General features: G+C 66.2%; 13 protein-coding genes and 2 tRNA genes. 5 read left to right on the forward strand and 10 right to left on the reverse strand.

From position 1 onward, the window contains the following. Both QZ755_RS08475 and ettA read right to left on the reverse strand, forming a co-directional pair. Nucleotides 1–392 (reverse strand): ribose-phosphate pyrophosphokinase (locus tag QZ755_RS08475; RefSeq protein WP_294321873.1); only part of this gene is annotated, 392 nt, incomplete at its 3' end. Further along, complete coding sequence (gene ettA / locus QZ755_RS08480) at nt 392–2,071, reverse strand: energy-dependent translational throttle protein EttA (protein WP_294321874.1); 1,680 nt, start codon at nt 2,069–2,071, stop codon at nt 392–394. The genes ettA and QZ755_RS08475, both read right to left, overlap by 1 nt. Before the next feature lie 431 nt (nt 2,072–2,502). Between ettA and QZ755_RS08485 the strand changes: the two genes are divergently transcribed. Beyond that, nucleotides 2,503–2,748, forward strand: coding sequence for a hypothetical protein (locus QZ755_RS08485; protein WP_055759905.1), 246 nt, complete (start codon nt 2,503–2,505; stop codon nt 2,746–2,748). A 359-nt stretch (nt 2,749–3,107) separates the two neighbouring features. Here QZ755_RS08485 and QZ755_RS08490 read toward each other — a convergent pair whose 3' ends face one another. Then, nucleotides 3,108–4,103 carry an alpha/beta hydrolase gene (locus QZ755_RS08490; RefSeq protein ID WP_294321878.1) on the reverse strand — a complete coding sequence of 332 codons (996 nt, stop codon included), beginning with the start codon at nt 4,101–4,103 and terminating at the stop codon, nt 3,108–3,110. A gap of 141 nt (nt 4,104–4,244) precedes the next feature. Then, nucleotides 4,245–4,676: an Rrf2 family transcriptional regulator gene (locus tag QZ755_RS08495; protein WP_294321880.1), complete on the reverse strand. Its 432-nt coding sequence runs from the start codon at nt 4,674–4,676 to the stop codon at nt 4,245–4,247. Between the two features lie 86 nt (nt 4,677–4,762). Here QZ755_RS08495 and QZ755_RS08500 point away from each other — a divergent pair, with 86 nt between their 5' ends. Then, nucleotides 4,763–5,542 carry a class I SAM-dependent methyltransferase gene (locus QZ755_RS08500; RefSeq protein WP_294321881.1) on the forward strand — a complete coding sequence of 260 codons (780 nt, stop codon included), beginning with the start codon at nt 4,763–4,765 and terminating at the stop codon, nt 5,540–5,542. A 165-nt stretch (nt 5,543–5,707) separates the two neighbouring features. Here the strand turns inward: QZ755_RS08500 and QZ755_RS08505 are convergent, their stop codons facing one another. Next, the gene (locus tag QZ755_RS08505; protein WP_294321883.1) at nt 5,708–6,280 is read right to left on the reverse strand and encodes a glutathione S-transferase family protein; all 573 of its coding nucleotides are present in this window, start codon (nt 6,278–6,280) and stop codon (nt 5,708–5,710) included. 91 nt (nt 6,281–6,371) lie between these two features. Between QZ755_RS08505 and QZ755_RS08510 the strand changes: the two genes are divergently transcribed. Both QZ755_RS08510 and QZ755_RS08515 read left to right on the forward strand, forming a co-directional pair. Continuing rightward, nucleotides 6,372–7,073, forward strand: coding sequence for a WYL domain-containing protein (locus tag QZ755_RS08510; protein WP_294321885.1), 702 nt, complete (start codon nt 6,372–6,374; stop codon nt 7,071–7,073). Between the two features lie 31 nt (nt 7,074–7,104). After that, a complete protein-coding gene (locus QZ755_RS08515; RefSeq protein ID WP_294321886.1) occupies nt 7,105–7,956 on the forward strand; it encodes a DUF3883 domain-containing protein in 852 nt (283 codons plus the stop codon). A 392-nt stretch (nt 7,957–8,348) separates the two neighbouring features. Here the strand turns inward: QZ755_RS08515 and QZ755_RS08525 are convergent. From QZ755_RS08525 to QZ755_RS08535, 3 genes are all read right to left on the reverse strand, one after another. Then, a tRNA-Pro gene (locus QZ755_RS08525) sits at nt 8,349–8,425 on the reverse strand. A 45-nt stretch (nt 8,426–8,470) separates the two neighbouring features. Further along, nucleotides 8,471–8,546, reverse strand: a tRNA-Ile gene (locus QZ755_RS08530). A gap of 82 nt (nt 8,547–8,628) precedes the next feature. Next, nucleotides 8,629–9,657 (reverse strand): LacI family DNA-binding transcriptional regulator, encoded by a 1,029-nt coding sequence (locus QZ755_RS08535; protein WP_294321888.1) that lies wholly within the window; start codon nt 9,655–9,657, stop codon nt 8,629–8,631. 171 nt (nt 9,658–9,828) lie between these two features. Between QZ755_RS08535 and QZ755_RS08540 the strand changes: the two genes are divergently transcribed. Then, nucleotides 9,829–10,710, forward strand: a complete 882-nt coding sequence (locus QZ755_RS08540) for an ROK family protein (RefSeq protein WP_294321890.1) — start codon at nt 9,829–9,831, stop codon at nt 10,708–10,710. A gap of 9 nt (nt 10,711–10,719) precedes the next feature. Here the strand turns inward: QZ755_RS08540 and QZ755_RS08545 are convergent, their stop codons facing one another. Together QZ755_RS08545 and QZ755_RS08550 are read right to left on the reverse strand one after the other, a co-directional pair. Next, a complete protein-coding gene (locus QZ755_RS08545; RefSeq protein WP_294321892.1) occupies nt 10,720–10,959 on the reverse strand; it encodes a hypothetical protein in 240 nt (79 codons plus the stop codon). Nucleotides 10,960–11,019: 60 nt separating this feature from the next. After that, nucleotides 11,020–13,305 (reverse strand): glycoside hydrolase family 3 N-terminal domain-containing protein, encoded by a 2,286-nt coding sequence (locus tag QZ755_RS08550; protein WP_294321893.1) that lies wholly within the window; start codon nt 13,303–13,305, stop codon nt 11,020–11,022. Nucleotides 13,306–13,460: the final 155 nt, after the last annotated feature.

The following is a 13,460-nucleotide window of genomic DNA, read 5'->3' on the forward strand; positions in this document are numbered from 1 at the left end:
CGCGCGCGGACGAACGTCTCGGCGTCCGGTCCTGTCCATTGCCCCGTATGGCCTGCGTCCGCCGCCGTGCCGATCCACCAGCCCTGCCCCGGCAAGCCATCCGACTGGCGAACGACCAGCACCGCCAATCCCGGTTCACCAACCAACGCGCCATCCGTATCGATCCGGTCGAGCGTGGCGCATAGCGCACGCATCTTCGGCCGGGTGAAGCGGTGGCCCAGCGCGCCCAGGATTTCGCTATAGGTCATCGCACGGCCCTCACGCGCTGCCGCCACCAGCAGCACGCGAACCCGCGCCACGTCGGCGATGCCGCCCGGCCCGTCCGGTGCTTCGAGACCATTCGCCAACAGCCAGCCGCCAAGGGTATCCCCCGGCGACTGGCGGCCCGGCATCAGCGCGTCAGCTTCTTATAGGCGAGGCGCGTCGGACGGTCGGCGGCGTCGCCCATGCGGCGGCGCTTGTCCTCTTCGTACGAGTCGTAATTGCCTTCGAACCAGTCGACATGGCTGTCGCCCTCGACCGCCAGGATGTGCGTGCACAGGCGATCGAGGAAGAAGCGATCGTGGCTGATGACCACGGCGCAGCCCGCGAACGTCTCCAGTGCCTCTTCCAGCGCACGCAGCGTTTCCACGTCGAGGTCGTTGGTCGGTTCGTCGAGCAGCAGGACGTTGCCGCCCTCCTTCAGCATCTTGGCGATGTGGACGCGGTTGCGTTCACCACCCGACAGCTGGCCGACCTTCTTCTGCTGGTCCTGCCCCTTGAAGTTGAACGCGCCGACATAGGCGCGCGTGCCCAGTTCCTGCTTGCCGAAGCGGAACACGTCGAGGCCGTCCGACACTTCCTCCCAGACGTTCTTGTTGGGGTCGAGGTCGTCGCGGCTCTGGTCGACATAGCCGAGCTTCACCGTCTGCCCGACCTCGATCGATCCGCCATCGGGCTGTTCCTGCCCGGTGATGAGCTTGAACAACGTCGACTTGCCCGCGCCGTTCGGCCCGATCACGCCGACGATGCCGCCCGGCGGCAGGTTGAAGTCGAGATTCTCGAACAGCAGCTTGTCGCCATACGCCTTGGTCAGGCCCTGCGCCTCGATCACCTTGCCGCCCAGGCGGTCGGGAATCTGGATCAGGATCTGCGCCTTGCCGACGACGCGGTTCTCCTGGTTCTTGACCAGTTCGTCGAACGCGCGGATGCGGGCCTTGCTCTTGGTCTGGCGCGCCTTTGGCGTCTGCCGCATCCATGCCAGCTCGTCCTGGATCGCCTTGGCCTTGCCGGCCTCTTCGCGCTCTTCCTGTTCGAGGCGCTTGGCCTTCTTTTCCAGATAGCCCGAATAGTTCGATTCGTAGGTATAGTAGCGCCCGCGATCGAGCTCGAGCACCCAGTTGACGACGTTGTCGAGGAAGTAGCGGTCGTGCGTCACGAGGATGACGTTGCCGGTATACTCCTTGAGGTAATTCTCAAGCCAGCCGACGCTTTCGGCGTCGAGGTGGTTGGTCGGTTCGTCGAGCAGCAGGATCTGCGGCTTTTCGAGCAGCAGCTTGCATAGCGCCACGCGGCGCTTCTCACCGCCCGACAGATTTTCGACCGATGCGTCGCCCGGCGGGCAGCGCAGGGCCTCCATCGCGATTTCAAGCTGGTTGTCGAGGCTCCAGCCATCGACCGCATCGATCTTCGCCTGCAGCTCGCCCATTTCCTCGAGCAACTTGTCGAAATCCGTATCGTCCTGCGGATCGCCCATTTCGGCCGAGATCGCGTTGAAGCGATCGACCAGATCGGCGACCGGGCGCACGCCGTCCTTGACGTTTTCCATCACCGTCTTGGTCGGGTCGAGCTTCGGCTCCTGCGGCAGATAGCCGACCTTGATTCCCTCGGCGGCCCAGGCTTCGCCGGTGAATTCGGTGTCGATGCCGGCCATGACCTTCATCAGCGTCGACTTGCCCGCGCCGTTCGGGCCGATGATCGCGATCTTCGCGTCCGGCAGGAACTGCAGGTGAATATTGTTGAGTACCGGCTTGTTGGCGCCGGGGAAGGTCTTGGTCAGACCCTTCATTACATAGCTGTACTGCACGGCCATTGCCGAAGGCTCCGTTTCGAATATCGGGGGTGGTATGAATTGTTCTGGCGCGATGTAGCGATGGGCCAACGAATTGGCAACGCGGCCGCCATGGACCGAAGGGCGGCCGCGTCCGGCCGATTCGGCCTCCCCCGCCCCATCCCGGACGGCGTCCCGATGCGGCAATCGACGATCCGCAACGGGATCGACAGGCCTCGGCAAATCACAATTCGCAGACGCAACATTACGCTGCGTCATGCGCCGTTTTCGGCCCGGAATTCAGGCATTCCTGCGGTTCGTCGCGCCCCTGCCACGGTCCACCATTGGTCGCAAAGCCGCATTCCTGCCACAATTGGAGATTGACGGGCCGCGTGGAAGCGCTATTGCGGCAATCTCGCGACGGCGGTGACGCCGGGATATTCGCGAAATGGAATTTTCTGGGAGTAACCCGAATGAAGAAGATCATGCTCGTCGCCGCCGCTGCCGGCCTCCTCTCGGTCGCCGCCTGCAAGAACACCCCGACCGACAACGCTGCCGACGCAGCTTCGGACAACCTGGAAATGCTGGCCGACAACCTGGAAGCCCAGGCTGAAAACACCTCGAACGAAGCCGTTGCGGCCGACCTGATGAACGCTTCGGAAAACGCCGAAGACGCTTCGGACGCGATCGAGAACGCAGCCGAGCACAACGGCATGTAATTCCCGCTCCCGCGTCCATCTGCGACGCGGGAAACCGGAATTCGAAAAGGGGCGCCCCGGCAACGGTGGCGCCCCTTTTTTTTTCGTGATCGTTCGGGATCGTTACGCACCCAGCCGGACGGTGGCGCGATTGCGGCACCTTTGCGACACGGCAGTGAGCGAATGTTGCGCGCTGCATCGCGGCAGGATTTTGCGCCAATTGACGCTGAAGGGGACATGCGCAGCACCATGGTTCCATCGCGGAGAACGACCGGCCGAGTGGCTCGGCCAGTACCTGCACGTCGGGCGACGGGACGATCGCCTGGCAACCAGACCAGCGCTCACCCCGCAGCCCCCGGAACGCCGTCATCCGCTTCGAGCTAGGCCGGCCGCACCCAGCAACGCGCCACGAATCGGGATATTTCGGTCGCCAGATCATGGTCCTCCGGAGTGTTCCCCTGAAAACCGCCGTGCGGCATCGCCTCGAAGACATGGAGTTCGGCATCCACGTTCGCCCGGCGGAGCGCACGGTGCATCCGCACCGCATTGGACAGGAACAGGTCGCGCGTACCCGATTGGAGGAAAGTCGGGGGAAGGCCCGTCAACTCTCCGAACAATGGCGAGAGGTAGGGATGCGACAGCTCCGCCCCGCCGGCATAGAGCAGGTTGTTCCGCATCAGGGAGCCGGGCAGCACCACATCCACCATCTGGTTGACCTGGAAACTGTCGCCGGACTCGGTCAGATCGACCTCCGGGGACAGGAGGACCATTCCGGCGGGCATGGGCAACCCTTCGGCCTTTGCGCGCAGAAGCATCGCGACGGCCAGGTTTCCGCCCGCCGATCGCCCGCTCACGACGATACGCGACGGTGCGTGCCGTTCCAGCACATGGCGATATGCCGCCATCGCATCGTCCAGCGCCGCGGGATAGGGATGTTCGGGCGGCATCCTGTAATCGACGCCATAGCAGAGCGCCCCCTGCCGATCCGCCTGCATCCGCGCCTGGGCGCGACACGCCTCGCCACCACCGAACACGAACGCGCCGCCATGGAAATCCAGAAGAGCGTAGTCCGGCGCCGACAGCGTCTCCGGCGTCGCGACGTGGATCGTGGCCGCATCGGTTCGAACCGTCTCGACGGTGGCGCGCAACGTAACCGCCAGCCCTTTCACGGCCGCCGCATAGTGCCCGTCCGCTGCCGCCTTGACCTTCATCCAACCCGCATGATCGTCCGGCAGGGGCATCGTGTAGAGCGCGTTGTGCGGAATGCCATCGTCGTTCACCAGTCGTTCGAGACTGGCACGGGCTTCCCGGCTTATCGATGCAGGAAAGGGTATCAAACGGCCCTGAACCTCAACGCCGTTCTGGTGGTCGGTCATGTGTTGCGCTCCTCAGGACGCGTGCCGGATCATCGACAGGCCGTAACCGATACGGACGGTGCCGGGCATTGCGTCATAGTGTCCCCTCCCCCCTTCCGGCAAACGCCCCTTGGGCGGGGTGGCCGGATGCGACAGGTCCTGCTACCCGGCCGCATCGCAATTCGCGTCGAACTCGCGCGCCAGTTCAGCCAGGGTCACCGCGCCCAGCCGCGCGAACAACAATGCCTCGGCATCCCGCAGCACACCGTCCAGCGCCGTGTTGACCGCCTTCTCCACCGCGCAGTCGGCGTTGGCGTTCTCATGGCCGATCGCGACCAGACGGGGTCCGCCAACCGCGCGATGCACGTCCAGCAGCGAGACGTTCTGCAAGGGCTGCGCGATCACCCAGCCGCCGCCATGGCCCTTTTCCGATCGTACATATCCCGCGTCCCGCAGGCCGGCCAGCGTACGCCGAACCACCACCGGGTTGGTGCCCAGCATATGGGCGATCGCCTCGGACGTCATCGGCCCGTCATGCCGCGCCATGTGGAGCAGCACATGCAGCATTCGCGAAAGGCGGCTGTCGTTACGCACGATCCGATCCTTCCCCGCGCCACCATGGTTGGCAAGCGTGCAATATCACGATACTTGTAATGTTACATGATTCGTGGAGTGCGAATATGCCTGTTTACGAGAATCCGGATCACTGGGACGGCGCCGCCCGACATTATGAGAAAACGGCGCATCCCTTCACTTCCCGCTATGCCGAGGCGGCGCTTGGGCAGGTCGGCCTGACAGCGGAGAGCCGCGTGCTGGACGTGGCGGCCGGGACCGGCGCCCTGGCGCTCGCAGCGGCACGGACCGGCGCACAGGTACTTGCGACCGACTTCTCGCCCGGCATGGTGGCGCGCATCGCGGCGGCAAAGCTGCCCAATGTCGACGCACGCGTCATGGATGGCCAAGCCCTCGCGCTGGAAGACGGCAGTTTCGACGCCGTCTTCTCGATCTTCGGCGTCATCATGTTTCCCGACTGGCGCAAGGGACTCTCCGAAATGGCGCGGGTGACGCGCCCCGGAGGATATGGCGTAATCACGACCTGGCAGGATGGCGGCGCGGCGACCTTCCTCCTGCTCGGCCAGGTGCGTCGCAAGCTGTTTTCCGGGCGTGAGGGCATGACCTTGCCGAATGCGGTCAAGGCGCTGAGCGATCCGAGCGATTTCGCGCGCGAACTATTGGCTGCGGGATACCGGGACCCACGGATCGAACACGTCACCTATGATTACGCGCTCGATGTCGATGCGCTGGTCGAGCCGGATACCTTGTTCGGCATGTCCCCCGACTGGGTCAGCCTGACCGACACCGAACGGGCCGCCGTCGTCGCCGAGGTGCGAGCCATGGCTGGCGACCGGACAATCCTGCCTATCCCTTCGACCGCCCTGATCGGGATAGGCAGGCGCTGAACACGCACCGGCTCGACCGGCAGCGGTGCCACTGGAGCGGGCGAATCACAGGTCGTGCCTGTCTGGCTGCGCGAGGCGGATCTCGCGACGAAACAGATGCTACGCTTTGCCCTGAACGCGGCCCCGACAAGGCGCGTTGTATCCTGTGTCGAGGCCGCTGTGCCGCTACTTACCGCCAGCGCCCATTCGTTCGCCGCACCGTGCCACCCAGTCGCGGATCGCCGGGTCGGCGGGCATCATGTCGGCAAACCAGAAGAACGGCGAACTGCACAGCATGTCCGCCGCGGAGAAGCGCTCGCCGAGCAGCCACGGCCCACGCCGAAGCGGCTCGGCCAGTCGCTCGATCATCGTATCGAAGTCGCGCAGACCGGCGGCGATCGCCGGATGGCTGACGTTCGCCCACTTCAGGATCAACAGCGGTTCGATGACGCCCTGATAATAGAATAGCCACGACAGGTACGCCCCGCGACCCGCCTCGCCGGGTAGCGGCCCCAGCCCGGCATCGGGATAGGCGTCAGTGAGGTAGAGCATGATCGCGCCGCGCTCGCGCACCGCGTCGTCGCCATCGGTCAGGTAGGGCACCTTGCCCTCCGGGTGCGGATTGGCGGGATCGGGGCTGCCCGACCCGTCCTGTCGCGCGATGGTCACCTCGCGCATGTCGATGTCGGCCGAGAGCATCCGCACGAGCGCGACGACCGTGTCGGACCGGGAATTGGGCGAGAAATAGAGGGTGCGCATCGGCTTTCTCCTTGCGGTGATTGATGCTGTCCCTCTACGGCAGCGCTCCTGACAATTTCGGGCAGCAGGGATGGCACGATCGGACCGACTGATGCGGTTGCTCGACGCACTGCGACGGCTTCCCAAGCCGGTCACGGCGACGCGCCTTGCCGCGGAAACGGAGATCTCGACGCGGCAGCTTTACCGCGACATCGCCACGTTGCGCGCCGGTGGGGTGCTGATCGATGGAACGGCGGGCTATGGCTACACGCTGACCGAAGATCCCGCGCTCCCGCCGCAGAGCTTCTCGCGCCTTGAGATCGAAGCGCTGATGCTCGGGGTCGCGAGCCTCGGCGATCTCGGTGACGACACGCTGACGACGGCGGGGCGCAATGCGCTCGCGCGGATCGTCGCGACCTTGCCCGACCGGCAAGCGCGGCAGGCGGCGCACGCAACGATCCGATCCTGGCGCCCACCGGAGTCGCGCCCTGCCGTCACGATCGACCTCGATCTCCTGCGCGAAGCCTGCTGGGACGAGGTCAGCGTCCACATCGCCTATCGCGACGCGCAGGGGCGACGTACCGAACGCGAGATTCTGCCGCTCGGCATGTCCTATAGCCCCAAGACGCTGATGCTGTTGGGCTGGTGCCTGTTGCGCGAGGCCCATCGCACGTTCGAGGTGGCGCGGATCGAAGCACTGGAACGGAGCGGGCACAGCTTTCGTCCCCGCCGGGTGCAGCTTCTGCGCGATTATGTCGTGCTGCGGACGGCGGAATGGAAGCGGCAGGAGGAACAGGCGCGGACTTCGTCGTGACAGCTTCTCTTGCATGGCCTAGCTTCGGCCGATGGCATCCGGCGACTGGACCGATCAACAAAATGACGCGATCGTCGCCGACTATTTCGCGATGCTGGCCGATGATGAGGCAGGCCGCCCCTATAGCAAGGCCGAGCATAACCGTCGGTTGCAGGCGGCGATCGGCCGCCCGCGCGGGTCGATCGAATACAAGCATCAGAATATTAGTGCCGTCCTGAAGGGGCTCGGTGAGGATTGGATCCCCGGCTACAAGCCCGCCTTCAACTTCCAGGGGTCGCTGGTTGACGCCGTGGCGCGCTGGCTGGCTACGCACCCGACGTGGCTGTCGCCCGAGACGCGCCTGTCGCTGACTGGAGAGTCGTCGCCGTCGCGTGTGCGGGAAACCCCAACCCTGTGGATCGGCCCGCCGCCGACGCTCGGCAACGTCCCGCCGCCGGACGAGTTGGAACAGATGCAGCATATCGCCCGGCGCTTCGACGTGGCGGAGCGCGATGCCCGCAACCGTGCGCTCGGCCGCGCTGGCGAGGAGCGCATCGTCCTTCACGAACGATCGTCGCTTATTGCCGCCGGGCGCGACGATCTGGCCGATCGCATCCGCTGGGTTTCGGACCAGGATGGCGACGGCGCCGGCTACGACATCGCCAGCTTCGAGAGCGATGGCCGTCCTCGCCTGATCGAGGTGAAGACCACCAACGGCTGGGAACGCACGCCCTTTCACATCAGCCGCAACGAACTGGCCGTGTCGGAAGAGCATCGGGGAGACTGGTGCCTTGTGCGGCTCTGGAACTTCGCCCGCAATCCCCGCGCGTTCGAGCTGCGGCCGCCGCTGGACGCGCATGTGTCACTGATGCCGACCAGTTTTCAGGCCAGCTTTCGGGGTTAAGGCTCGGCGCTGACCATGGACAGGGCATGGTCGACGAACCGGTCCTTCTCACCGACCGGCGCGACATAGTGCAGCGCCTCGCGCGCAAGGTCGGGCGAGCCGCCGCGCGCGATCATCCAGATGGCGAGGTACGGTGCCGCGAGGCAACCGCCACCGGTGGCGATGTTGCCATGCGCGGCGAAGGGCGAGCGCGGTAAAATTCCCCGTGCGTAACGAAACCGAGAGGGGCAGCGGCTGGCCCGCCACCATGATCTTGCGGCGCCAATGATAGCTGCCGCCGCGCAGTTTCAGGTTCGGCAATCCCACGCCTTGGCCCCCGATGGATACAGCGATAGGTACAACCGTTCCCGATCGCTGGGTTGGCGACGTGAAATCAAAGCCTTAGCGGGAGTTGGTCGGGGAGACAGGATTCGAACCTGCGACATCCTGCTCCCAAAGCAGGCGCGCTACCAGACTGCGCCACTCCCCGACGCGAAGCGCGGCCTTAGTCGCAAATGCCGCGCGGTTCAAGCGTTGGTGGGCCCGGCAGGACTCGAACCCGCAACCTAGCCGTTATGAGCGGCCAGCTCTAACCATTGAGCTACAGGCCCCACACGTTCGCCCCGGTGCGATAGCGTCGGGCGCGGGGGCTGCGCAAGGGCGTTGATGCCCCTGCCCTACCCCGCCCGGCGATCATGCCGAATCGCGTTCGACCAGGATCGGGGTCATCACCACCGATGGCGCATCCTCGCCCGCGATCCGGCGGAACAGCGCGGACACCATCGCGTTCGCACCGCTCGCGATATCCTGGCGAACGGTGGTGATGCGCGGTACGGCGCTGAGTGCGAGCGGCAGGTCGTCATAGCCGACCACCGGCATGTCGGCGGGCACGCGGATACCCCGGTCGGCAAGGACGCGCAGCGCGGTGAGCGCGATGACGTCGGACGCAGCGGCGATGCCATCGATCTCCCCGCCCACCCGGTCGAGATGCGCGGCGATCTCCTGCTCCATGATGTCGGAGGCGAGGTGCGTGTCGAGCTGGACCGGGGGATGGTCGATCCCGGCTAGCGCCAGCGCCTGTGCCACGCCCTCGCAACGCTGGCGGATTTCGGGCGCGCGCAGTTCGCCGAGGAACGCGATGCGCCGCGCGCCGCGTTCGATCAGCCGTTCACCGGCCAGCCGCCCGCCGGCGATATTGTCGGTGCCGACCGCGCAATGCACCTGACCGGGCAGGTTGCTGCTGCCCCACGCCACCAGCGGGCGATAGCGGCGGGCGACGCGTTCGATGGTGTGGAACTGGTCCGACTGGCCGATCAGCAGCACGCCGTCGAGCATCCCGGAATCGACGATCCGCTCCAGCCAGTCGGTCGCGTCGGGGATGACGCGAGACAGCATGAGGTCATAGCCATCCTCTGTCAGCCGATCGGCGAGGAAACCGAGCATCGTCATGAAGAACGGATCGGAAAGATGCTGTCGCCGTTCGTGGCCCAGCGGTACGACGACCCCGATCACGCCGGTCCGCTGCGTCCGCAGGCGGCTGGCCATCTGGTTCGGGCGGAAACTATGTTCGGTGGCAAGCGCTTGAATACGATCGCGGGTTTCGGCATTGACCAGCGACTTTCCGGCCAGTGCGCGCGACACGGTACCGGGCGACACCCCGGCCAGTCGGGCAAGATCAGCGATCGTCCGCACGCGGACCGGGGTAGCGGCATTGTCGTCCATGGGCGTGCTTGTACGAACATATTCCCTTGCTCTGCCAGCATTATGTGCGCAGCGTGCCAAACAATTGCAAACGATTGCGAAAGCGGGTAACGGCGGCGGCCAGCAGTCCCGGCTTGCCGCGTCCGTCGTCGGTGCGGCAGGATCAGGGTTCATGCGGGAGAGGGTCGAGCGATGGTTGCAAACAGGATGGTTGCCGGTGTCGAGCTGGGCGGGACCAAATCGATCGCGGTGATCGGCCATGGTGACACGATCCTCGACCGGTTCCGCATACCCACCACGACCCCTGACGAAACGCTGGGCGCACTGGCGCAAAAGCTGACCGAATGGCGGAAAGAACACCGTCCGGAAGCGATCGGAATCGCAAGCTTCGGCCCGATTTCGGTTGCGGACGGACGGATGCTGCCGACACCCAAGCCGCATTGGGCCGGGGCGGATATCGTCGGGCCGCTGGCGGCTGGGTTCGATCGCGTGGCGTTCCATACCGATGTTACCGGCGCGGCGCTGGGTGAGGGTCGGCATGGCGCGGGCGTCGGTCTTTCGGACTTCCTGTATGTCACGGTCGGCACCGGGGTCGGCATGGGGATCATCGTCAACGGACAACCGGTGACCGGCATGATGCATCCGGAGGCGGGCCATATCCGCGTGCGGCGCCGCGCGGGCGACAGCTTCGCGGGGGCCTGCCCGTTCCATGGCGATTGCCTGGAAGGACTGGTCAGCGGCCCGGCCATCGCGGCGCGGACGGGCAAGCCGGCGCATCTGCTCACCGCCGACGATCCGGCGTGGCGCGACGTCGCCGACGCGCTGGGCGAGGCGTTCGCGATGCTGTTCCTGACCCTCTCCCCTGCCCGCATCATCGTGGGGGGCGGGGTCGGGCTGGGCCAGCCGCATGTGTTGCCGATGGTGCGCGAACGCACGGTCGCCGCACTGGCGGGTTATCTGGGCTTCGTCGATGACCGTTCAATCGCCGAACGGATCGTGCCGGCGGGATTGGGCGACGAGGCCGGCCCGCTCGGCACGCTGGTCATGGCGCAGGGCGCACTCGCCGCCGCCTGACCCGCAGGATCAGTCCGCGTCGGACGTGTCGGTCCCGGTGGCGTCGTTGTGCGCGCCGCCCGGACCGCCATGATAGTCCTTCTCGCTCTGCCCGCCGTCGAAGCGGCCGGCGTCACTGTCGTCATGCGGGTTGGGATAGGCGCCCCCGCCGGATTCCCCGCCGCCGGGTGCGGTGTTGACGCCATCGGGCTTGGCGGCGTCGGACGTGCCACCCACCGCCTGATTGGGTTGTTTGCCGTTGTCGGTCATCGCGCTTCTCCCTCAGGTTGAAGGAGTTAACGCGCGACGACCAATGCCGGGTGCGTGGGTTCAGGCCAGCACGAAGCTGCCGTTGACGCCCTCCGCTTCCGCCGAGGGGGCGACCCAGATGCGAAACGCACCCGGTTCGACGGTCGGGCGGTTCTGTGTCCCGATAAACCGCAGGTCGTCGGCGCGCAGCGTGAACTCAACGATCTTCGATTCACCCGGCGCCAGCGCCACCCGCTGAAATGCCTTCATCTCGCGCACGGGGCGGGTGATGCTGGCAGCGACGTCGTGGATGTAGAGCTGCACCACTTCGGTCGCGGCGCGCGTGCCGCTGTTCGTGACCCGCGCCCGGACCTTCAATGCGCCGTCGGTGTTGAGCCGCCCGCCGCCCAGGTCGAGATCGCTATAGGCGATGCGGCCGTACGTCAGGCCGTGCCCGAACGGGAAGCGCGCCGCGTTCGGCCCTTCGCGATAGCGCGCCTTATATTCGGCCAGCGGCCCCGGCGGGTTGGGGCGGCCGGTGGTCTTGTGCGCGTAGTAATAGGGCTGCTGCCCGGTCGAATAGGGAAAGCTGACCGGCAGGCGGGCGGACGGCGACACATCGCCGAACAAAATATCGGCGGTCGCCGGGCCGCTCTGCGACCCCAGGAACCAGGTGACGAGGATCGCACGCGCGTCCAGCACCGGCTTGTCCAGCACCATCGCACGGCCGTTGCGCAGCAGGATGACCGCCGGCTTGCCGGTCGCAAGTACCGCTTCCGCAAGGTCGAGCTGCGCCTGCGGGATGCCGATGTCGACCCGCGACTGCGCCTCGCCTGACATGCGTTGCGATTCACCGATCGCCAGCAGCACGACGTCCGCCTGCGACGCGGCGATCACCGCCGCCTCGATCCCGCCGGGAATCGCGTCGGTGATGCCCGACCCGTCGACCGCGGTGACCAGCGACGGATCGGCCACGGCGGCGCGCACGCCGGTCAGCAGATCGACCGCCTCGGCATCCGAGCCATAGACGTTCCACGTGCCGATCAGTTCGCGCTGCCCCTGCACGAACGGACCGATCAACGCGATCTTCTTGCCCGATTTCGGCAAGGGCAGCAGGTCACCGTCGTTCTTCAGCATCACGATCGAGCGGGCACCCGCCTCGCGCGACAGCTTCAGATGGGCCGGCGTGCGCACGCGCTGCTTTTCGCGACGCGGATCGATGCGGCGGAACGGATCATCGAACAGACCCAGCTGCGCCTTCAGCGCCAGCACCCGGCGCACCGCCTGATCCAGCCGGGCCATCGGCACCTCGCCCTTTGCCACCAGATCGGGGAGGTGCTTGATATAGAAGCCCGACTGCATCGACATGTCGACGCCCGCCAGGAAGGCGAGCTTCGTCGCCTCGCGCGCGTCGGCTGCAAAGCCATGCGCGATCAGTTCCTCGTCGCCGGTGTAATCGGACACGACCAGCCCGCCGAACCCCCATTCCTTGCGCAGGATGGTGTCGAGCAGCCACGGGTTCGCGGTCGCGGGCACGCCCGACAATTCGTTGAACGACGCCATCGTCGTGGGCGCACCGGCGGCAAAGGCGGTCTGGAACGGCGGGAAATAGGTTTCGCGCAGCGTCCGTTCCGAAATGTCGACAGTGTTATAGTCGAGGCCGGCTGCCGCCGCGCCATAGGCCGCGAAATGCTTGGCACAGGCGGCGACGGCATCGTCGGCGGTCAGGCCGCGACGCCCCTGGAACCCGCGCACGCGCGCATCAGCCATGGTCTTGCCGAGCAACAGGTCCTCGCCCGCCCCCTCGATTCCCCTGCCCCAGCGCTGGTCGCGGGCGATGTCGACCATCGGTGCGAAGGTCCAGTCGATGCCCGCCGCCGACGCCTCGACCGCCGCCGCACGCGCTGTCCGTTCGGCAAGGTCGGCATCGAAGCTGCCCGCCTCCGCCAGCGGCATCGGGAACACGGTGCGGAAGCCGTGGATGATGTCGGCGGCGAACAACAGCGGCACCTTCAGCCGCTGCTCGCGCATCGCGACCAGCTGCATCCGCCGCGCCATTTCGGCGCCATTGCCATTGAACACGCCGGTCAGCTTACCCGCGCGCACCTGTGTCAGCTGCTCATCGAACGTCGCAGTCGCGCTGATCGGGTTCAGCGCATTGGCGGCGCCCCCGGCCCATGCGGCGGCCATCAGCGTCAGCTGCCCGGCCTTCTCCTCGACGGTCATCTGTCCGATCAGCGCCTCGACCGATGCCGGCAGGCGGTCGCCCGCCTGTGCCAGCAATGCCCTGGCCGGCGATGCGCTCCATGCCGCCACGGCGCCCGCGCCCATCAACCATGCGCGGCGCGAAATGCGAGTGTCTTCCATGCGATCCCCTCTGTGTCGTTTGCGCAACGATTCAGTCGCGCCTGTGTTTCAAACCTGGGTTGTCGAATCTGTGGTTGAAGCGCGTTGTAGATTTTTGTAACCGGTTACATCAAGAGCGAACGGCAGGCAGCCGTCGGATTCGTCGCGATGGGCGC

The sequence above is a fragment of the uncultured Sphingomonas sp. genome, from assembly GCF_913776855.1.
Lineage (GTDB): Bacteria > Pseudomonadota > Alphaproteobacteria > Sphingomonadales > Sphingomonadaceae > Sphingomonas.